At 52.0% G+C, this 21,670-nt stretch carries 17 protein-coding genes and 1 tRNA gene; 8 read left to right on the forward strand and 10 right to left on the reverse strand.

Features of this window, described 5'->3' with window-relative positions:
- The first annotated feature begins 24 nt into the window (after positions 1–24).
- Positions 25–3,540: a transcription-repair coupling factor gene (gene mfd / locus G445_RS0102605; RefSeq protein WP_022866014.1), complete on the forward strand. Its 3,516-nt coding sequence runs from the start codon at positions 25–27 to the stop codon at positions 3,538–3,540.
- Positions 3,541–3,839: 299 nt separating this feature from the next.
- A complete protein-coding gene (locus G445_RS10730; RefSeq protein WP_051126983.1) occupies positions 3,840–4,883 on the forward strand; it encodes a hypothetical protein in 1,044 nt (347 codons plus the stop codon).
- Positions 4,884–4,886: 3 nt separating this feature from the next.
- Here G445_RS10730 and G445_RS09325 read toward each other — a convergent pair whose 3' ends face one another.
- On the reverse strand, positions 4,887–5,654 hold the full coding sequence (locus tag G445_RS09325; RefSeq protein ID WP_022866016.1) for a CDP-alcohol phosphatidyltransferase family protein: 768 nt from the start codon (positions 5,652–5,654) through the stop codon (positions 4,887–4,889).
- Between the two features lie 340 nt (positions 5,655–5,994).
- Here G445_RS09325 and eno point away from each other — a divergent pair, with 340 nt between their 5' ends.
- The 3 genes from eno to G445_RS0102630 all read left to right on the forward strand — a co-directional run bounded on the left by eno (position 5,995) and on the right by G445_RS0102630 (position 8,874).
- Positions 5,995–7,275: a phosphopyruvate hydratase gene (eno, locus tag G445_RS0102620; RefSeq protein WP_026420883.1), complete on the forward strand. Its 1,281-nt coding sequence runs from the start codon at positions 5,995–5,997 to the stop codon at positions 7,273–7,275.
- Between the two features lie 266 nt (positions 7,276–7,541).
- Entirely contained in the window at positions 7,542–8,282 is a 741-nt protein-coding gene (locus G445_RS09330) for an FtsB family cell division protein (RefSeq protein WP_102165430.1), read from the forward strand.
- A 58-nt stretch (positions 8,283–8,340) separates the two neighbouring features.
- The gene (locus G445_RS0102630; protein WP_022866019.1) at positions 8,341–8,874 is read left to right on the forward strand and encodes a DUF501 domain-containing protein; all 534 of its coding nucleotides are present in this window, start codon (positions 8,341–8,343) and stop codon (positions 8,872–8,874) included.
- A gap of 191 nt (positions 8,875–9,065) precedes the next feature.
- Here the strand turns inward: G445_RS0102630 and G445_RS10735 are convergent, their stop codons facing one another.
- Together G445_RS10735 and G445_RS0102640 are read right to left on the reverse strand one after the other, a co-directional pair.
- Positions 9,066–11,555, reverse strand: coding sequence for a LacI family DNA-binding transcriptional regulator (locus G445_RS10735; protein WP_022866020.1), 2,490 nt, complete (start codon positions 11,553–11,555; stop codon positions 9,066–9,068).
- 21 nt (positions 11,556–11,576) lie between these two features.
- Positions 11,577–12,914 (reverse strand): sugar porter family MFS transporter, encoded by a 1,338-nt coding sequence (locus G445_RS0102640; RefSeq protein ID WP_022866021.1) that lies wholly within the window; start codon positions 12,912–12,914, stop codon positions 11,577–11,579.
- Between the two features lie 319 nt (positions 12,915–13,233).
- Here G445_RS0102640 and G445_RS09340 point away from each other — a divergent pair, with 319 nt between their 5' ends.
- Complete coding sequence (locus G445_RS09340; protein WP_022866023.1) at positions 13,234–14,319, forward strand: Ppx/GppA phosphatase family protein; 1,086 nt, start codon at positions 13,234–13,236, stop codon at positions 14,317–14,319.
- 59 nt (positions 14,320–14,378) lie between these two features.
- Here G445_RS09340 and nhaA read toward each other — a convergent pair whose 3' ends face one another.
- Positions 14,379–15,737 (reverse strand): Na+/H+ antiporter NhaA, encoded by a 1,359-nt coding sequence (nhaA, locus tag G445_RS09345; RefSeq protein ID WP_084676420.1) that lies wholly within the window; start codon positions 15,735–15,737, stop codon positions 14,379–14,381.
- A 198-nt stretch (positions 15,738–15,935) separates the two neighbouring features.
- On the opposite strand from nhaA, the gene G445_RS0102655 reads away from it, so the two are divergent.
- A tRNA-Leu gene (locus G445_RS0102655) sits at positions 15,936–16,008 on the forward strand.
- A gap of 74 nt (positions 16,009–16,082) precedes the next feature.
- On the opposite strand, the gene G445_RS0102660 is transcribed toward G445_RS0102655, so the two are convergent.
- Together G445_RS0102660 and G445_RS0102665 are read right to left on the reverse strand one after the other, a co-directional pair.
- Positions 16,083–16,931 carry an ABC transporter permease gene (locus tag G445_RS0102660; RefSeq protein WP_169511054.1) on the reverse strand — a complete coding sequence of 283 codons (849 nt, stop codon included), beginning with the start codon at positions 16,929–16,931 and terminating at the stop codon, positions 16,083–16,085.
- Between the two features lie 23 nt (positions 16,932–16,954).
- Positions 16,955–17,950, reverse strand: coding sequence for an ABC transporter ATP-binding protein (locus G445_RS0102665; protein WP_022866025.1), 996 nt, complete (start codon positions 17,948–17,950; stop codon positions 16,955–16,957).
- A gap of 319 nt (positions 17,951–18,269) precedes the next feature.
- Between G445_RS0102665 and G445_RS0102670 the strand changes: the two genes are divergently transcribed.
- Positions 18,270–19,145 carry a Bax inhibitor-1/YccA family protein gene (locus G445_RS0102670; protein WP_022866026.1) on the forward strand — a complete coding sequence of 292 codons (876 nt, stop codon included), beginning with the start codon at positions 18,270–18,272 and terminating at the stop codon, positions 19,143–19,145.
- 135 nt (positions 19,146–19,280) lie between these two features.
- On the opposite strand, the gene G445_RS0102675 is transcribed toward G445_RS0102670, so the two are convergent.
- The 4 genes from G445_RS0102675 to trhA form a co-directional block, all read right to left on the reverse strand.
- Positions 19,281–19,685, reverse strand: a complete 405-nt coding sequence (locus tag G445_RS0102675) for an FKBP-type peptidyl-prolyl cis-trans isomerase (protein ID WP_022866027.1) — start codon at positions 19,683–19,685, stop codon at positions 19,281–19,283.
- Between the two features lie 62 nt (positions 19,686–19,747).
- Entirely contained in the window at positions 19,748–20,044 is a 297-nt protein-coding gene (locus G445_RS11730) for a hypothetical protein (RefSeq protein ID WP_022866028.1), read from the reverse strand.
- Positions 20,045–20,049: 5 nt separating this feature from the next.
- Positions 20,050–20,532: a GreA/GreB family elongation factor gene (locus G445_RS0102685; RefSeq protein WP_022866029.1), complete on the reverse strand. Its 483-nt coding sequence runs from the start codon at positions 20,530–20,532 to the stop codon at positions 20,050–20,052.
- A 340-nt stretch (positions 20,533–20,872) separates the two neighbouring features.
- Entirely contained in the window at positions 20,873–21,565 is a 693-nt protein-coding gene (trhA, locus tag G445_RS0102695; protein ID WP_022866030.1) for a PAQR family membrane homeostasis protein TrhA, read from the reverse strand.
- Between the last annotated feature and the right edge of the window lie 105 nt (positions 21,566–21,670).

Consider the following 21,670-nt stretch of genomic DNA (forward strand, 5'->3'; position numbering starts at 1 on the left):
CACACCAACCATAGGTAACTCAGCATGGATTTACGCCCCCTCCTTTCCCTAGTCAGCGCCGATACGGCTGTGAGCAACGCGCTCGAAAACGCCTCAGCCACGACGAATATTGCCATGCCACGCGGTTTTCTTCCCCTGGCGGTTGCGCTGTGTTGCGAGGGGAAGGAAACGCCCCTCAACGTCGTCGTTACAGCATCGGGAAGGGATGCACAGCAGCTTTCTTCCGCGCTCGCGCCCTATATGGCAACAGACCAGGTCGAGGTTTTCCCGGCATGGGAAACCCTCCCGCATGAGCGGCTTTCCCCACGATCCGACACTGTAGCACAACGGCTTCTCGTCCTTCGCCGCCTTGCACATCCGGAAGAATTCGATGCCCGATTGCGTGTCCTGATTATGCCCGTGCGGGCTCTTTTACAGCCAATAACCGCAGGATTGGGCGAACTTGCGCCGGTTCGCTTGCGTGTGGGTGAAGAATATCCGATGGAGGAAGTCGAAGAAGCGCTCGTGGGGGCAGCGTATTCGCGGGTTGATATGGTGGAACGGCGCGGGCAGTTCGCGGTTCGGGGCGGGATTCTTGACGTTTTCCCTCCAACAGAATCCCATCCTTTGCGCATAGAGTTTTTCGGCGACGAAGTTGAGGACATTCGCGCCTTTGCCGTCGCAGATCAGCGATCAATGGACACACGTAAGGAGCTCTACGCCCCGGCATGTCGTGAAATTTTGCTCACCTCGGAGGTTCGCCAGAGGGCGCGCGTACTCATGGAAAAACTTCCCGGTGCGCTTGACATGTTGGATAGTATTGTGGCGGGTATTGCCCCTGAAGGCATGGAGTCTCTCACGCCGTTGCTTGTTGATCGCATGGAAGCCGTTGCGGACACGTTCCCGGAGGGAACCCGCGTAATTATTGCTGAACCGGAGAGAGTAGAGCAACGAGCCGAATCGCTCCTGGCAACCACACAAGAATTTTTAACTGCCGCCTGGTCAAGCGCTGTTGCGGGCGGAAAAGTGCCTATCCAAGCCGGAGTAGCCAATTTTGCGAGCGTTTCCCAAACACGCGCGCACTGCATGGAGCGCGGGTTTTCCTGGTGGGCCTTTGGAGGCTTCGATACAAGATACGCTGTTCACGCCAGAGAACCCTTGAAATTCCTGGGCAAAATGGATGCCGCAATGAACGCCATGAAGGAACACGCCCGCCAATCGTGGAAGCAGGTGCTTGTCGTGGACGGCCCGGGCCTGGCCCGCAGATACGCAGACCAGCTCGGAGAATACGATATTGCTTCACGTCTGGCACTGGATCTACCTGAACAACTCACTCCGGGAATCGTCTATGTCACCGTCGCCCCCATCTCTGAAGGTTTCGTTATGGAGGGAGCAAAATTTGCTCTCTTCGCGGCGAGTGACATTACGGGACGTGGTGGCTCCTCCACGCGCGATATGCGCACGCTACCTAAGCGACGCACAAAGAAAACCGTTGACCCGCTCTCCCTGAAACCGGGAGATTTTGTTGTCCATGATCACCACGGCGTCGCAAAATTTGTGAGAATGGAAAAACGAAGCGTCGGACACCGCAAAGATAACCAGCGCGAATACCTTGTTCTCGAATACGCACCAACTCGCAGAGGCGCCCCCGGCGATCAACTCTGGGTTCCCACCGACCAACTCGACCATATTTCCAAATACAGTGGCGGAGAAGCGCCCAAACTCAACAAAATGGGCGGAACCGACTGGGAAAAAACAAAATCACGCGCCCGTGCGGCAACCCGGCGTATTGCATCAGAACTTATTCGCCTCTACGCCTCGCGCGTGGCTTCAAAAGGCATCCCGTTTTCCCCAGACACCCCCTGGCAACGCGAACTTGAGGACGCATTCCCCTTCCAAGAAACCGCAGACCAACTCCACACCATTGACGAAGTCAAAACCGATATGGAAAAACCCACGCCTATGGATCGGCTTATTTCCGGGGATGTTGGCTACGGAAAAACAGAAATCGCGGTTCGTGCAGCATTTAAAGCCGTCCAAGACGGATACCAGGTAGCAATCCTCGTCCCCACAACCCTTCTTGTGGACCAGCACCGCGAAACCTTTGAAGAACGCTATGCGGGTTTCCCAGTCACCGTCGGCTCGCTTTCGCGCTTCCAAACCGCGAAAGAATCCGCACAGGTTGTGAACGATCTAGCGAGCGGAAAAATTGACGTCGTCATAGGAACACATAAGCTCCTGACAGGAAACGTGAGATTCAAGAAGCTGGGGCTCGTCGTCATTGATGAAGAACAACGATTCGGGGTGGAACACAAAGAAACTCTAAAACAAATGTATCCCAACATTGACGTTCTCTCCATGTCCGCAACCCCAATTCCGCGAACCCTGGAAATGGCGGTTACGGGCGTGCGTGAAATGTCCACATTGGCAACCCCGCCCGAAGAACGCCACCCGATTCTCACGTATGTGGGGGCGCGCGAAAATAAGCAGATTAAGGCGGCGATTCGGCGTGAATTATTGCGCGACGGCCAAATTTTCTATGTTCATAACCGCGTAACGGACATGGATCGGATTGCCACGCAGATAAAGTCGCTCGTGCCTGAGGCGCGTGTGGGGATTGCCCACGGCCAAATGGGTGAGCGGCAGTTGGAAAATATTATTGAGAGTTTCTGGAACAAAGATATCGATGTGCTTATTTGTACGACGATTGTGGAAACCGGCCTCGATATTTCCAACGCCAATACGCTCATTGTGGATAATGCGGACAAAATGGGGCTTTCTCAGCTCCACCAGCTACGCGGGCGTGTGGGGCGTGGACGCGAGAGGGCCTACGCGTATTTCCTGTATGAACCGGGTAAGGCGTTAACGCAAACGGCTCTGGAACGCTTGCGAACAATTGCGACGAATACTGATTTGGGTGCGGGAACCCAGGTTGCGATGAAGGATTTAGAGATTCGCGGTGCTGGAAATATGTTGGGTGGCGAACAGTCCGGGCATATTGAGGGCGTAGGTTTTGACCTGTATGTGCGCATGGTCTCCGAAGCCGTTGCGAAAATTCGTGGCGAGATGCCCGATGAGGATGAGGCGAAAGAAATACGTGTGGAGCTTCCGGTTGAAGCATTTTTGCCGGAAGATTATGTTCCCAGCGAGCGGCTTCGGCTCGAAATATACACGAAATTGGCCGGGACTCGCAGCAATGAGGAACGCGAAGAAATTCGCGGGGAACTCGTGGATCGTTACGGGAAAATACCAGAGGTTGTGGATAGGCTTTTCGCCATTGCGGAACTTCGTGATTTGGCGCGAAGCGTTGGAATTGAAGAAATAACGGTTGTGGGAAGAAATATTCGTTTATCGCCTGTTGAGTTGCCCGATTCCCGCCAGGCGCGCCTCAAACGCCTATATCCCGGGGCTTTGCTGAAGCCTGCAATTCGCGTGCTACTGGTTCCAATGCCTGTTGTGGGCGGGAAAAAGCTCGGACAGGCTCAGGCAGTGGAGGGTGAAGAACTCATTTCGTGGGTTGAGAGGCTCATTACCTCCGTGTTTATAGCGAGTATTGGGTGAGTGCGTAGGCACGTTACTTTTGCGCCGGTTAGAGTTGCGTGTGGGCGGATGTTTGAAGGGATAGTTTGATAGTTCACGCACGCTCCCTTGCGCGCCGTCACTCACGTTCTGCCCCTTATGTCTTGCCCCTCACGCTTCTTGAGGTGGTTGCACGTAGCTCTAATTCTCTTGCGGTTAGGTGCGCTACGAGCTACTACAGGTGAGTAAACAGCTGTAACGGCTAACTGTTTTAATAGTGGCGTTTCACGCAACTGGCTAATAAACGTTACTAAGTGAGTAACAGCGTATATGATAATTGCGTGAGTTTTCTTCAAGGCATCGTCGCGGGCAGCTCTATGGAGCTATGGCCCGATGCTGTGCGTATTGGAACGGGTGTGGATCGTCTCGCCGATATCCGCGACCGCCATATCCGCGAACTTGACCACCTACACATCCCTGAAACTCCTGAAGAACGCGCCGAATTCGCCCGCGATTTACGTGATTCCTTTGAAGAAAAAATCCGTCTCTGGATTATCCCCATGACCCAGGAAGAACGCGAAAGCTGGCAACACATTTTGCCTTATGGTGCCGTTCTAGAGCTCGGGCCTGCCCAAATGTACCAGGGAAGAGAAATTATTCCATCCGGGCTTGTGCCACGTTTCGTCGTCGATAGTCTCATTCAACGCGGAGATGCTAGGGATATGCTATTGTTACGCGATTCCCTCCATAACGTCGATGCGCTCTGTGTTTCTTTGCGGCACGAAAAGGCTTTGCGCGAGGTCGGGATTGAGCTCCATCACCGTAATATTTTCGTACGAATTTTCACGAATTTTAAGTTTTTAGCGTATGTTGTCGTCCTGATTTATTCGATGCTTCGCGTACTGCCTGTAATGTTCGTGCCCGAGTTCAAAGGCTCCCTTTGGGTATTGTGGACTATTGATATAGTAACAGCGCTCCCGTACACCTGGGGTATTTTAACGATGGTCACCGCGGGGCAAACGTGGAAACGACTTGTTGGCTTGGTAACCACGATTGTCACGTTTATGGCGCCCTACGTCTATTTTGCCTCCCACGGCAAGCATTACCCTCCAGATGTCATTTACATTATTATTGTGTTGATTTCCTCGGCTTTTGTGGTGGAGGGATTCAAAATGTGGCGGGATTACGTTGTTGCGCGTTCCCTGCGCGAAAGAAGCCTAAGAATAGGGGATTCTCGCAGGTCCAAAGTTATTTCTTATAGTAGGACGACGGACAAGCGCGAACGCTTCATCCCTTCAAAGAATACTGTCCAAACAAGGGCGACGAAAAACGGGATAGAAACTCGTCGTCGTATTAAAAATATTATTTTACGCTTGTTGCACTAAATATTATTCGTGAGTGGAGTGTTGCGTGCTCATAAACACTGGGAAGAACGTGCGCAGCAACCCAACGAAAACAATCCACAAACCGGAAATCAGCCAGAGAATCACGAGCCATGCCGGATTTTCGGGATAAACGGCGATAAGCCACGCGGTTGTTCCCGTCCAAATAATTGCGAAGGTTGCGGTAACGGCGCGAAACTTTTTTACGCGGAAGGGGTGAACCCACTTCCAGGGGATAACGGCGAGTGCCGAGAACACAACAATAACAATCCAGTTAAGCCACATTGGCACGGAGAACAGCCACATAATAACCGCGATAACATTCCACGTTGCCGGGAAACCGACGAAATACCAATCATTGGATTTCATGAGGGTGTTGGCGTAGCAGAACATGGAGGAGACAAGAATAAAAGCTCCAGCAATGAAAGGCAGGTAACCTGGCCCCAGAGGCAGGCATTGCATAATGAACATTGCGGGGATGAGAGTCCAGGTAATGTAGTCGACGATATTATCGACCATCGCACCACTGAAATGTGGGAGAACATCTTTAACGCGCGCCTTGCGCGCCATCGGGCCGTCGGCTGCATCAACGACGAGAGAGATGACGAGCCAAATCCACATTTCTTTAATGTTTTCTGTATAGAGGGCGTTAATGGCGAGAATAGCCCAGAGTAAGCCGGTCATTGTAAAGAAATGTACGGACCACGCCACTATTTTGTGTATGGTCGAAAAATCTTTAGAGGCGTGAGCTGCGCTTTCTTCACCTATTTTCATAACGATATCTTTCGTTGTCTTTACACAGATCTAGATAAGTGTACCCCTAAGAAGCCGGTAATTCACAAAAAATAATGTGCGTTACGTTATCATCGTGTAAAAAATGACGTTATACGACGTACGTGCGGGTATTTGTGCATTGTGTGAATGCGGTTGTTGGGTGGGTAAAAAGTCCTCGTTTTTCGTCGTACACCCAAGGAAAAAATAGTACGACGTGTAAAAATGTGGTGTTTCTCTTTTTATGTGACGTGAGAGTGTTCCATAGGGGACAATAGAAATGGCGGGAAAATCCCGTACAGGTAGCCACGAAGAGTGGCACAACATTAAAGAAGGAGTACCTGTGGCTTTCATTGAGGCACTTAACGCCCGCGAAATTCTTGATTCACGCGGTAACCCTACCCTCGAAGTTGAAGTTGTTTTGGATGACGGCACCTACAAGCGTGCGGCTGTTCCATCAGGCGCCTCCACTGGCGCTTTTGAAGCAGTTGAAAAGCGTGACGGAGATAAGTCGCGTTACCTTGGCAAGGGTGTAGAACAGGCTGTTGAAGCTGTTAACGAAGTGTTCGCTCCCGAACTCATTGGCATGGATGCCAGTGATCAGCGTGCACTCGATGCCCTCCTGATCGATCTTGATGGCACAGACAACAAGGGCAAGTATGGCGCCAACGCTATTCTTGGCGTGTCCTTGGCTGTTGCACATGCCGCTGCAGAATCTGCCGGTTTGGCTCTCTACCAGTACATTGGTGGCCCGAACGCTCACGTTCTGCCCGTTCCCATGATGAACATTCTCAACGGTGGTTCACATGCTGATTCCAACGTTGATATCCAGGAATTCATGATTCTCCCCATCGGTGCTGAAAGCTTCAAGGAAGCTCTTCGCTGGGGAAGCGAAATCTACCACACTTTGAAGGCTGTTCTTAAGGAACGTGGACTTTCCACCGGCCTTGGCGACGAAGGTGGTTTCGCGCCGAATCTCGATTCCAACGCAGAAGCACTCGATCTCATCGTTGAAGCCATTGATAAGGCTGGCTACAAGCCCGGCGCAGATGTTGCACTCGGCCTCGATGTTGCTTCCTCCGAATTCTACAAGGATGGCGTCTACACCTTCGAAGGTAAGGAACGCACCTCCGATGAAATGATCGAATACTACGAAGAACTCATCACCAAGTATCCGCTCGTCTCCATCGAAGATCCGCTCAACGAAGAAGATTGGGATGGGTGGGTTAAGCTCGTCAGCGAAATTGGCGATCGTGTTCAGATCGTTGGCGACGATCTCTTCGTTACCAACCCCAAGCGTCTTGCTAAGGGTATTGAACTCAAGGCTGCGAACTCACTCCTCGTGAAGCTAAACCAGATCGGTACCTTGACAGAAACCCTCGAAGCCGTTGAACTTGCACACCGTGCAGGCTTCACCTCCGTTACCTCACACCGCTCCGGCGAAACAGAGGACACCACTTTGGCTGATCTCGCAGTTGCCACCAACTCCGGTCAGATCAAGACGGGTGCTCCGGCTCGTGGCGAGCGCGTGAACAAGTACAACCAGTTGCTCCGCATCGAAGATGAACTTGCTGAAGATGCAGAATATGCTGGACGCAAGGCCTTCCCACGTTTCAAGGCCTAAATTTTAGGAAAACTAAGGTTTACGCAAGGATCCCAGCTTGCGCCTAGAATGGTTTTATTTTTCGATGAAAACCGGTGTGAATAAAGGGCCTACAGTAACTTCAGGCTTACAGTAACCCTGAAGTTTTACCTGTTTTTAGCTTGTGGGCGCATCCTTTCGGATGCGCCCACAAGTCATGTTTGAGAATATATGGATAAGCCCACTTATTGCATTGAAGCCGTTGTCGCTTTTAGCTTCCAGCATTGTTATTAGCTAAACTTGAGCATATGAATGCACGACGTCCCATGAAAGGTTCCTCGCCACAACGGCGCAGGAGTTTTTCCGAGCATTCCAATCAATCTTCTCGCCGTTCACATCAACCTTCAAACAAACATTCCGGCGTAACGGAGTCCTCCGTCTCGCATCGTCGTCCTTTCTCCAACGATGGGAAAGGGAATCGTCCGGGTGGGAAAAATGTGCGTTCAGGTAGACGCCGAGCCCGAATTACTGTAGAAGCCGGTAGCCGTCAAGGAACCGTGAGCGTCAGCTCTCTCGTCGTCGCACTTTTTATTATTCTTGCTGTCATTATCATTATTCCCACAGCGAACCGATACACAAGTCAACAACGCGATTTACGTACTGTTCAGGCGCAACTGAGTAAAGTGCAGGAACACAACGAAATCTTGGAAAAAGAAAAAGCGATGTGGTCGGACCCCGAGTTTGTGAAATCTCAAGCCCGAGTTCGTCTCGGATATGTGGTGCCTGGGCAGCGTCTGTATGTTGCGGGCGACCCGGCAAAGGGTAGCGCCCTCCAACAACTTCAAAAGCGTGTGGATACTGTTAACGAACAGCGTCGGATGAATACGCCTTGGTATGTTACCGCCTGGGATACGTTACAGATTGCGGGCCACGCCTCTCGGGGCACCCTGGATAACCCCAACGCGGCTCCCGTCTATGAGCCCGGAAGTAAGGAAACTCTGCGCCCCGGGGCGGAAATTCCCACACCGATTCCCACAAAAGCTAAGTGATGGAAACCTATGACTGAAGGTCATCACAACATTTTTACTGCATCACTTTAAGGAAGTTATGGAACTCGATATTTCTCAAGAATTACTCACACGTATCGCCGTGAACGCCTCACCTGTTCGCGAGGGTGATACGACGACGTTGACGCTCCATTTGGGGCGCGTTCCGCGAGGGCTTGTGGGTATTGGGGCGCGTTGTGCTTGCGGACGCCCGGCCGTAACGATTACCCAGCCACGCCTTGCGCACGGGGAGCCTTTCCCGACGCTGTTCTATCTCACCCTTCCGTATGTTGTGAAAGAAATCAGCCACCTTGAAGGTGAAGGCGTTATGGCTGAATATAACGAGCTGTTAAAGGGGAGCGAAAGTCTCCAAGCGGAATATGCGAAAGCGCATCGCATCTATATTGAACGACGAAACCTCCTGGGAGAAGTCCCCGAAATTAAGGACTTCTCCGCAGGAGGTATGCCGAACCGTATCAAATGCCTTCACGCACTCGCCGGCTATTCGCTCAGCGTCGGGAAAGGCGTGTGTCCCTTCGGCGATATGGCGCTTGAACGCATCGACTGGGATCCAAGCGTCTGCCATTGCGAGTAACATCCGCAGCCTAGTTCGCCCGTAACATTATCCGTAACTTTTCCCGTGACTTTTTCCGGCTACGCTCGCATTGACGGTGTTCCGAATTCTCGATGAGTGTGCGCGTTGTGTTGTCGCTACCGCACGTTTTTGTGAAATTCTTGGGACAACTTGAGCGAGCGCGCCGAATCCGTCGTCGAAAAATGGTGATTTTAGGACGCGGAATCGAGGAAACGGAAAGCGTCAGGGCGCCGGCCCTCAGCATCGAAAGCGGAAAGAACATATGATGTTGCCTTCACACCTTCGCTCACTTCCACGCACAACTCGCCCTCAGGATAGACGCGAACCGTGAGCGACGGTTCGCGGTTGAAATATTCCACCATAGAACCATCGACCCACAGATTTGCCTCCTGATGAACCTGCTGATCCAGCAAAATACGTCCGGTTCCGTTATCGATGAGTCGGAAACTGCCTTCGCCAACAAAATCAATGCTGAAAGCGCGAGGTTGAGAAACCCGGATCCCCGGTTGAATTTCCTGAGCAGAATCCTTTTCGCGCAAGAGATGCACCTCGGGGGCAACACGTTGCACAATCCGGCCCTCACCATCCATCACAATTTCGCGCGGGAAAGTTAAGGCGCCATTATATCCTGAGGAATCAATCGCTTCATCGGTGCGGTCGCTACCCTCCCAGGACCAACCCCACACAAGGACGCGACCATCCTCAATCTTGCACTGCGGGGCATAAAAATCACTACCACGATCAAACTGGCCACCAGTGCTCGGAATGAACGTCGGGTAACCGGCAGAAAAATCAAGGTCGCCCACAAGATACCCCACGCCGTTGAGATGATCCATGAGGCTTTCGGCCTCAACCCAGAGAGACGCCACCAACACCCAACGTCCATCAACCTGGACAAGCTGGGGGCATTCCCAAATATGTGCGGGTGCGTGAATGGAAGCAATAGGATCTTCGCCGGTGAGTAGCGGCCCCACATACGTCCAGTTATGCCAATCGTCAGCGTTATATACGAGAACCGCGGCCGTCCCGTTATCATAACCCGCGCCGTGAATCGCCCAACGGTGCCCATCCACCTCGAAAATGAAGGGGTCACGCATGGCGCGAACATTATCAACAGGTGGCATATCGGCAACTACGCCCACGCGATCCCAGCCGGATTTATCCGCGCGCTGTTGGGCGAGAACAGTAACCGAAGGGCCGTCAGTTACCGACACCGCGGTATAGAGCAGGTTCGATTCGCCGTCGACCATTAATCCGACACCGGACCAGCAGCCCGCAGAATCATTCTCCCCATGACGGGGCTTTAACGCGACAGGTTGCTCCGTCCAGTTCACTAAATCTTTGGATGTGGCGTGCCCCCAATTAATCTGGTTATGCCAGGGCGCGAGAGGATTGAACTGATAGAACATGTGGTACGTGTCCCCAATTTTATGGAAACCATTGGCATCATTCACCCACCCAAATTTCGGGCGGATATGTAAACCGGGGAAGTAACGATCAGGGAAAAGAGAGGGAGTCATAATATTTTCCTTTACAGCTAACGATGAATGAATATGTGTGGGAAGCCAGCCAGCATGGCGCCTCCCGTGAGCAGAAGGACGCAAAACGCCAAACGAAACCCGTGCATGTGGAGAGTCGGCGTCGTCGAGAAGTGAAGCGTCCCTATCGTGTTCAGAAGAAAGAACCAGGCCACTATGAGCCGTGGCGATGAGAGACACATCAATCGAATGTGTCCCGTATGTGAGAGGAGAGTGAGGATCCAAGGCGTGCCCAAGCGTTTCAACAACCGAGTTGGCACACTCAAAAGAGGGAACTTCGGCGCGAATAAAGAACTCCGGGTAAAGAAGGAGGTGCGGGGCGTCGTCGTAAACACCCACCCACACGTCTTTACCAAGATACAGGCCCGCATTCGCACACGCCCGCATGACAGGACGCACAAAATATGAGGAACCGAGGACGAAACCATCCGCACCAGCCTCAAGAACCTGCCGGAAAATATGTTCCATATAGTGATCCGAACGCGAACCGCGCAACAGTTGCATACGTTTTACCGCGCGATGCTCCTGGCGATGCGCAGCCTCGAAACCCCGCATGAAATTCGTGCCACCGTCGATCCCACGATCGGGATACACAAGGACAGGTAGGGTTGCGCCAGCGCGAAAAACACTAGCCGTTAATTCCTGGGAAGCCGCCGTGCGATCCACACCAATTTGGGTTGCAACCACCCCATGATCCAGATTATTTACGACGACGAAGGGCACGCCATGCGCTCGAAGCAGGCGCAAACTGTGGCGCCGCCAACCGGCAAGCGGTGAAATCACCACGGCATCAACATGCTGGGAAAGAAGAACCGCAACGGCTTGCTCTTCCACAATCGGGGAGGATTGAGAGTCAAGGAGGCTCGCGTGCCACCCCGATTCTCCCATCGCCTCCGCAATATCCATGAACTGTTGGCGTGTGCTTTCGCTATGGATAAAGGAACCGACCATGCCGATAGTGGGCGTACCACCCACGCCAAGGGAGCGAACAGTTGAACGTCGCTTGTAGCCCAGCTGGCGGGCGGTGGCAAGGACGCGCTCGCGGGTTGCGTGGTTCACGCGCCGGGTGCCGTTCATTACGTGAGATACGGTGGTGACGGAGACCTGGGCGTGGCGAGCGACATCGGCCATTGTGACGTTCATTGTGTGTCCTAGTTTCCTCGGTTAATTCGTTGTGTCAGCGCCAATTTCTTCGAGTGCGCGTCCCTTAGTTTCCGGCATGAGGAAAATAACCCACAAGACGGCAGCGAACATGCATGCACCATAGAAAATGAAGGTTCCCGTCTTGGACCATTCGAAGAGAACCGGGAACGTTCCCGAAATAATCGCTGCACTGATCCAGTGCGAGGCGGAGCCAACCGCTTGGCCACCGGCGCGATATGCCGGAGCGAAGCTTTCGGAAATAAACACCCAGAGAACCGAGCCAATACCTGTTGCCAGAGCCGCAATGAATACAAGGATTAATACGAGAACGAGGATTCCGCTCTGCTGGTCCAATTTCCCGCCACTACGAGCAAAGATGAAGGCGATAGCGAAGAGGGCAATACAGTCAATTGCGGTTCCCCAACCCACGAGCGGGCGCCTTCCGACGCGGTCAACAAGTGCGCGTCCAATAAAGGTGAATATGAGGTTCGTTAAACCGACGAGGATTGAGGCTGCGAAGGCCGCATCTCCCGGAATTCCCGCATTGGCGAGCAGGGAAGGAGCATAGTAGAGCACCGCATTCGTTCCCGCAAACTGGCTGAAGAACGCGATGAGGGCAGCCATGAAGATGGGGCGTGCATTATGTTTATTGAAGAAGGGTGCGCTTGCTTTCTGTGTTGCCTGGGGCTTGCGCAGCAACGTGAGAACGCGATTGTATTCGTCGTCGTCGAATAAACCACCCATAATTTCCTTGGCTTCTTCGGTGCGCCCTTTACGGTAGAGCCAGCGCGGGGATTCGGGGATTACGTAGCAGAGAATCCAGAAAACGACCGCGGGAACCGCCTGGACCGCGAGCATCCAACGCCACCCGATCTCGATGGGCATCAGCTTCACAATAATGAAGTTGGACAGGTAGGCAAGCACGATACCCATCACGATATTGAGTTGGAAGGTTGCCACGAGTTTCCCGCGGCGTTTCGTCGGCGCAATTTCCGCAAGATATAGTGGCGCAATCACTGATGAGGCACCGATTGCCACACCGCCTAGCGTGCGGAATACAATAAAGAACCACCATGTTGGGGCGACGGCTACAAGAACGGCCGTGGTGGTGTAAAGGAAGGCAATGACTTTGAGCATGGGGAGCCTGCCGTATTTATCGGCTGGCATTCCGCCACCCAGCGCGCCAATAATGGTTCCGATAAGTGCGCACGAGACCGTGAAACCGAGTTCGCCTGCGCTTAAATTCCAGAGTTTTTGCATAGCGTCCGTTGTTCCGGAAATGACGGATGTGTCAAAGCCGAAAAGCAAACCACCAAGGGATGCTGCGGTTGCAGAAAACCCTACTAGATGTTTTTTCATAATCTCTCTCTTCATTGAGTATGTTGTGTGACATCATTGCCACGTACTCGGAGTGTAGAGGCGAATTAACATCTATTTTAAGAGAGGTCATGGAAAAGTTGCGCAAATTTTTTTCGGGCGGGGTGCGCGGAGGCTTTGTGGGGTTTTTGAGTTATGTTCGACGGGATTTGGCGGGTTTTGTGGAGCGTAGCGTTGGGGGTGTGTGATCTTCCCGTAAGACAAGGGCAAATAGCGCTGGTGGCACGTAGCGTTGGGACGGCGAGGGGTGAGAAATGTTGAAAGATGTTGAGGTGGCGGGGTGCGTGGTTAAAATAAATGCATGATTGTTGCGGGAATTGATTGCGGAACGAATTCAATTAGGCTCCTTATTGCCGATATTGATAAAGATGGGCGCGTAACCCAGGAATTTCATCGAGATATGCAGATCGTTCGCCTGGGGCAAGACGTTGATAAGAACGGATATTTTGTCCCTGAAGCAGTTGAACGAACACTTACCGCGGTTGATGATTATGCCCGCTTGTGTACCACATACGGTGTTGAGTCCGTCCGTTTTGCGGCGACCTCCGCAACGCGAGATGCGTCAAACCGAAATATTTTCCTTGAGGGCGTCCATGCGCGTATGGGCATTTACCCGCAGGTGTTAAGCGGTGAAGAAGAGGCACAAACCTCATTCGCCGGAGCAATTTCCGCCCGGCAACTCTATGATGCTCCCGTTACGGACGCGGCTAGAAATTCCAGCACAAACGCCGTCGAGAACGCCAACGACACAAAACCGTGTGACCCCGCACTATCCACAACGAACCATAGCGACGCGGAAACAATCCTCGTTATCGATGTGGGTGGCGGATCAACAGAGCTCGTTCTCGGCACGGATCAGGGGCAGGTTCTCCAGGCGTTCTCCATGAACGTTGGAAGCGTGCGCATGAAAGAACGGCATTTCCGCAATGATCCACCACTGCTGGAAGAAATCTGTAGCGCGCGCAAAGATATTCACCGCGCACTGGACGAAGCCGAAGCGCACGTCGATATCGGCCGGGCACAGCATATTATTGGCGTTGCTGGAACCGTTACTTCCGTTACGGCCGCACACCTAAAGCTGGAAACCTACGACTCCTCGCGCGTTCACGGCACAGCCATGTCGATTGCGGACATCACCGCCCAATGCGAATGGTATATTGCGGCCACGGCTGAAGAACGCGCGGCTCTCGGTTTCATGCATCCTGGGCGCGTCCCCGTGATTGGGGCGGGCGCGCTCGTGTGGGAAACCGTTGTTGAGAGAATTGTGCAACGCTGCGCCGAACGCGGCACAAAAATTTCCCACGTAACGACCTCCGAATATGATATTTTGGACGGCCTTGCCCTGTGGGCAGCACGTGAACCCCAACCGTGGAAACCTATGATATAAAACGACGACGAAGAACTGCGCGTCCTTCGTCGTCGTTATAAAAAAGAAAAACAGGGGATTTATTTCTGAGTGCGCTTGCGTTGTTGGTGGGCGCGCTCTTCTTCTTCACGCTTGCGCTTGTGGTAGGTCTGTTCCTCTTCTTTCAGTTTCGCGTCGAGAGCATCCTCTTCTTCCTGGGTGGCGATGAGGCCACGTTTGCGCAGTGTGCGCACGCGCAGGTGTGCGAGAATGTAGCCGAAAATAACCGAAAGCAGGGTTCCGAGGAGAACGCCTACGCGAGAATGTGCTTCGTGAACGCTTCCCGCAGGGAAACTGAGGGTTGCGATAAGAAGCGAGACTGTGAAACCAATACCGGCGAGAACCGAGATGGGGACAAGATCACCCATGCGCATACCGTCCCCGAGTTTGAGCTTGAAGAGCTTAATGAAAAGGATGGTGCCACCGCAAATACCGAGGAATTTACCGAGGGGCAAGCCGAGATAGATGCCGATAGCTACCGGGTCAACGAGGAGCGGGACAATACCGCCCGCGTCCACAATATTCACGCCTGCAGCGAAGAAGGCGAAAATCGGCAGGACAACACCGGCGGAGAAGAACTCGAACTTGTGGGCGAAACGAACCGTCATTGGTTCTTCATCTGCGCGCACGGTTGTGGGGACGCAGAAGCCCAGCAAAACTGCCGAAATTGTTGCGTGAACGCCCGCGCGGAAGAAGCAATACCATGTGACGAGGGCGAGAGGCCAGAGGAGATACCAGCGGTTCCAACGTTTGAAGCAGAGGAGGCCGAAAACCGCTGCGATAGCGAAGCCACCCAAAAGCCACAGGAAGTTTACGCCGTCGCTGAAGAAAATGGCTATAACGATAATGCCACCGAGGTCGTCCGCAATGGCGAGGGTCATGAGGAAAATACCGGCCGCTGAAGGCATGCCCTTACCCGCGATAGCCAAAATGCCGAGAGCGAAAGCAATATCGGTGGCAACCGGGATTGCCCAGCCGTCGTACACACCTGAACCGGTAATAATCTGGACACCGCAGTAGACGAGGATGGGGCCAGCCATGCCGGTGAAGGCGGCAAGGATGGGGACGGCGGCTTTGCGTGGGTCGCGCAGGGAACCAATGGTGAATTCCTGCTTCAACTCAAGGCCGACCAGGAAGAAGAACAGTGCGAGAAGAAAATCGCTAGCCCATTCGGTGACGCTCAGGTTCAAGCCGAGGCTTTTCGGGCCAAAATGGTATTCGGCGAGTGCCACGTAGCTGTCGCGGGCAGGCGAGTTTGCCCAAACTAAAGCTGAAATTGCAAAAAGAACAAGGACAAGTCCGGCGAAAGAATCCTGCTGGAGGGCTGCCTTATACCGGGCGATAGGACCGGGGCTTAAACGGCCACGGTGCAAACGTTTCTTTGCATCTTGTGTATTCATCTATATCTAAACTTCTTAATAAATCTCTGTGCGCGCAGAGCGCTAGTTGAGGTATGTCAAACATCACGTTAGGTGAATATCCCGGCGAAAGCCAGATGCATTTTCCTGCAAAAATGTAGGCAAATGCCCCAACGAATTGACAAAAATTCTTCTCAAGTCTACTATTTTTGAGGATTTTGCGTATATAATGTCCATCATGCCCCCGTAGCCCAATGGCAGAGGCAGCAGACTTAAAATCTGTTCAGTGTGAGTTCGAGTCTCACCGGGGGTACTAATAAATACGTGACAATGTGGGTGGTGCGCCGAAGCGCACCACCCACATCCGTCGTCCTTCACAATAAAGGTCTAAATATCAGATTTCCTGAAACGTCCCATGGCGAGAACGAGGAATCCGAACGACCACACCAGGATACAAAGGAAAGCAAGAACGGGATGCGTGTGCCTAATAAGGTCGTGGTCAGACAATTCAATCAGGGTGAACATATCACTGAAACCGTCATTTACCGGGCGCAAAACGTCGTTCAAAAGAGCCCCCGGCATGAAGGGAAAAACGTATTCATGCATGAAGTCTATGGGAAGAACGAGCAGAATCGAGTCGATGACGAACAGTAGCCACGTTAAGCAAATTGTCCCGGCGCTGGATCGTACGAGGTAACCCAGGGACATCGATAATATGGCGAGGCATCCGGGGAGAATCAGCACCATTGTCAGGACCCACCATTGCCCGTCGGAGAAAGCTGGTTGGATGCCGAACATGTACCCGATAGAAATGACCATCAGGGTTGAGACGGCCTCGATAATTAAGGCACTAATAAACACCGCAACTAGTTTTGTGAGAACGCAGGAGCACCGCTTCGGGTAGGCAAGAACCGTTTGCCTCATGGTGTTGTGCGAATATTCTGTTGTCACAAGCAGTGTTGCGGTTGTGAGTATGGTGATAAAGCAGAAGGGGAAAATACTCGTAAGAATGGCAGTTGAGGACACCTTGCCAGCAGTGTGCACCATGTCGTCCTTGCTCAGCTCGTTAAATAAAATGTAGGAGAAAAGAAGGACGACGAAGAGTGTAATAGCAATAAGCCAGATATTGGAGCGAGCTTTCCAGAATTTGAGAAGCTCACCTAACACCTGCCTGAAGAATGTTGGTTTAAAGGGGGTGCTTGGCAGTTCCGTGGAAATAGGGACTCTGGTATTCATTTGTGTTTCCTGCGGGTTCGCGTTCATGCTTGGCCTCCCTGTGGCGGGAATGGGTTAGTGTTCGATGGCGCTAGGGGCTGGTGGCCCGGTTCCGTCGTTTTTATTCCAGAACGATAATCCACAGCAGATGAGGTGAAGGACATGAAAATATCCTCAAGGCTGCGATGGGTTGTCGAAAGGTGGTAAATCGGAAGATTGCGGTTAAACATGAGCTGGCCGAGCGCCGGGGCATCGTTGCTTCGAATAATGAATGTGGGGTACGGATCCGAATCGCTACGCTGTGCCGTGTAGGTGAAGCCTGACGAGGTGAGGAGCTCTTCTGTTTCGCTCACCTTGGGGGACATGAGCTGGACGAGAGTGTTCTGTTCAGCATTGACGAAATCACTTATGGGGCCTTGGGCGATAAGGCGTCCTTTCCCAATAATGACAATATCTTGCGCGGTTTGCGCCATTTCGCTCATGAGATGGGAGGAAATGAAAACGGTTCTACCATCCGATGCAAGGTGTTGGCACAATTCGCGAACCCAGCGCACACCTTCTGGGTCAAGTCCGTTAACTGGTTCGTCGAAAAGAAGAACTTTAGGGTCACCTAGCAGGGCTGTTGCGATACCGAGGCGTTGAGACATACCTAGAGAAAAACCGCCGATGCGTTTTTTCGCAACACTTGTGATGCCTGTCATTTCGAGGACTTCATCTACCCGTTTTTTGGGGAAACCGTACAGTGTTGCCAAAATTTGGAGATGTTGGAGCGGTGTCCGTTTGGGATGGAAGGCTTTTTGATCAAGGAGTGCGCCTACGGTTGTTAGAGGCGAGGGGAGGTCCTTGTAGAGGCGTCCATAGATGGAAGTTGATCCCGATGTCGGGTTATCCAGTCCGAGGATGCACCGCATAGTGGTGGATTTTCCTGAACCGTTCGGGCCGAGGAAGCCGGTAACGCGCCCGGGTTCGATGGCGAAAGAGAGGTCATCTACAGCTGTGACCTTTTTATATCTTTTCGTTAGGTTATGAACTGCTAACATTTTTTAATTGTAACCTTTTCTTCATTGACCTTAGGCAGGGCGTTAATAAGTGGCAAGTATTTCGACGGGTACGTGGAGTGTTGGGCAGAGAAGTCTTTGGGCGCACGGTGTGATGGGGAGCGAAAATTTTGGCAACGTCGAGTGTTGGTGAGCGAAGATTTCGTGTGTGGCACCAAAGTCATGTAATAGCTTTTTTGAGAAAACTACTGTACCGTAACAAATGTGATTTATCGGCATTTTCCAGGTAAATTACAGCATAACTCTGTTTACTTGTGACTGTATGAGTCTCACAGGAGGAAGAATATTGTCTAATCCAATTATGAGTAAGAACCCCTATTTCCAGAAGGGTGCCACTACTCCAAATACTTCGTACCTTGGTGGTGGAAATGTGGCAACCGATTCTCGCGTTGGCTCTTCCTATCAGCAGGGCGCGCCTTACTCTGGGTATCAAAATACGCAACCGGGTATGGGATACGATTCTCCATACGCACAAAGCAATGCTTATCCGGTAGCCAGCGAATCTTCAATGACATACGACGATGCCATGGTCAAAACCGCCATCTTGCTTGCGGTGTCAATTATCGCTGGTTCAATCACTATGGTTTTCGTCCCCATGCAGACAGCGCTGGCGGTTATGTTGCCGGCATCTATCGGGGCATTTATTGTCGGCATGATTGGTGCTTTTAAGCAGTCCGTTGGACCGGGGATCAGCATAACGTATTCTGCTCTTCAAGGCGTTGCGCTTGGCGCAATCACCAAGTTCTTTGATAATTTCTATCCCGGCGTTGCCTTCCAGGCGATCTTGGGAACAACAATCGTTGTTGGCGTTACAGTGTTCCTGCACATGTCTGGGCGAGTGCGCACAACACCACGCGGGCGTAAAATCGCGATGTCCATTCTTTTCGCCTACGTCATTTTCGGAATTATCAACCTGATTATCTCCGCTTTCGGCGGGCCAAATCTCCGCGGTTTTGGTGGTAATTTAACCCTTGGTCTGATTTTAGGGCTGGGTATAATCCTCGTGGCCGCCTACATTCTTATTATGGATTTGGAAACAGCTCAGCTGGCAGTTGAAAATCGAGCACCGAAGTCATTCTCATGGACAGTTGGTTTCGGTATCGTTATGACGGTTCTATGGATTTACATCGAAGTTCTTCGCGTTGTCGTTCTTATTGCGAATGCGATGCGTGATTAAAATCGAGATGAATGTGACGTGTCGGTTGTACTGACGGTCACGGATTTTATAGGGGTGGGGGCGCAACTTAAAAGTTGCGCCCCCACCCCATGTATTTTTATTACGTATCGTTGCTAGCGACTAGCTACGGAGTATTTAGAACTGCTTCAAAATATCGACGACGAAAACGAGTGTATCTGTTCCGCCGATTCCTGCCTGCGGAACGCCACGCTTGCCGTAACCCATTGCCGGCGGAATCGAAATAAGCAGACGGGAACCTACTGTTTTCCCTGGGATTGAGCGATCCCATCCCTGAATAACCTGGCCAACACCGATTCCGAATACTGCGGGATTTCCGCGGTCAAAACTGGAATCAAACTTACGCCCACCCCAGATTTCGCCATGGTAGTCAACCTGAATTTGACGACCGGCCTGAATAACCGGCCCATTTCCTTCATGTAATACTTCAACAACAAGCCCGCTAGGCGCCTCTGTTTCCGGCCAGTTAAGGACGGGTTTTTTACCAAAGTCACCGAGAACTTCAGGAAGTTTTTGATCCATGTCTTCTCCTTATTGTGATGGATGAGCCGGGATAAGGCTCACAAATGGATGACGTTCATACCTTACAGTATCGTACAGGCCAGATGGCAACCAAAATACTTCTCGCGTCTATTGCTGAGGGGATTTTCAATAACGGCGTTGGGGAAGCGGGCACGCAATTCCCACATGAGTTTTTCCGCACCCCAGAAGCACCCCATTGCAAGATATATAAGTTCTTCGCCCGGTGCCGGATCCGCAAGGACGCTTGTCCCGAGGACGACGTGAGGCGCGGGGTTCGGGTTAATGTGCTGCGCGTGACCGGGGGGATTTCCGCTACCGGGGTAGTGCGCGCGCCCGGGGAGCGGAGGCAGGTTTGCCATAACGATTAGCCCTCAAACGGCTTAATGTCGATAATCTCAACCTTAACAGGGCGCCCCATACGGTTTTTGAATGTTGTGGTGTCGCCTTTCTTCAAGCCCATGATAGCCACACCGAGCGGAGCGCTTTCGGGATAAATTTCTAGGTCGACGAGGTTGGATGCTTCGCGCGCACCGAGCAGGAATGTTTCTTCCACCCCGCGTATTTTAGCGGTAATCACGCAACCGGAGGCAACGACGTCGCCCTTAGGAGGTGCGGAAACGTCTGCGTTTTCCAACAGGTGCGTAAGCTCCAGGATTCGACCTTCCAGCTTAGATTGTTCTTCGCGTGCCGCATGGTAACCGCCGTTTTCGCGCAAATCCCCTTCGGAACGCGCCTGTTCAATTTTTTTCCTAATATCCTCACGTTGAACAGTTTTCATATGTTCAAGTTCGCCGCGAAGCTTTTCGTAAGTTTCGGGTGACAACCATGTCTTTTTTTCTTCAGCCATGATGCTCCTTTTTACTAGACAAAACCTGTTTTTACTAGACAAAACCTGGCGTTCAGGGATTTTCCTTACACGCCAGGACGAAAATAAGGACGCTCGGGTGGCACCCGGGGGCGTCCTCAAACATAAAAAATTATGCCCATTGGGCATTCTGGATAGGGAAAGTATATCAGCGTTTGCTGGAGTAACATAGGGATTTATTGTGGATGGCTTAAGGGGAGTTATGGATACGGAACGTCGTCTCATGTGCGTACACGCCCACCCTGATGACTTGCGTTATTAAACCGCGAACATTGCGAACGTAGTGTGTCCGTCCCTTTCTACGTGTGGCTGACTTGTGCTACTAAACTGCGAACATTGCCAACCATACGGCAATGGCGTGGCAGATAAATCCTCCAAGCGTGCCGGTGTGGAAGAACTCGTGGAATCCCCAGACGCGCGGCCAGGGGTTAGGCCAGCGGAAACCATAGGCGAGAGCGCCCAATGTATAGCACAAACCGCCAGCGAAAATAAGCCACACAACCGCAGGGCCACCATTTGCCCAAATCACGGGGACGAACCAGACGGCAACCCATCCTAAGGCAATATAAATCGGTGTTGACAGCCAACGCGGGGCATCCGGCCAGATGTTTGCAAGCAGAATCCCGCCCGTCGCACCAATCCAGATAATGCTGAGAACAAGAATGCATGTTGAGCGTGGCATGAGAGCAATAGATATGGGCGTGTAGGTTCCCGCAATAAGGAGGTAGATATTGGAGTGGTCGAATTTTCGTAAAATTCGTTCGACGCGCGGGCGCCACGAGTTGAGATGATATACGGCAGAATTGCCGAAAAGCACAACGCTACAGATGCCGAAAATAATGACACCGGCGAGGATGCCAGATATTGGCGCAAAAATACTTTGAACAATCATATTGGCTAGGGCGAGTGGGGCAATAACCGCATGTTGCCAACCTCGCGCTGCCGGTTTGGGGAGCGATGCGAGGAAATTCTTTCGACGCTGAATTATCGTATGTAGTGTGGTTGTGGCTGACATTGCTTTCCTATGAAACCTCATGGTGATTGAGATACATTCTAGTCTGTAGTTTAATACATTAACCGTCATGTTTTCTGGGTAAACTGGTGTGAGATATGAGGAGGT

The organism is Actinotignum urinale DSM 15805 (assembly GCF_000420445.1).
GTDB classification, from domain to species: Bacteria; Actinomycetota; Actinomycetes; order Actinomycetales; family Actinomycetaceae; genus Actinotignum; species Actinotignum urinale.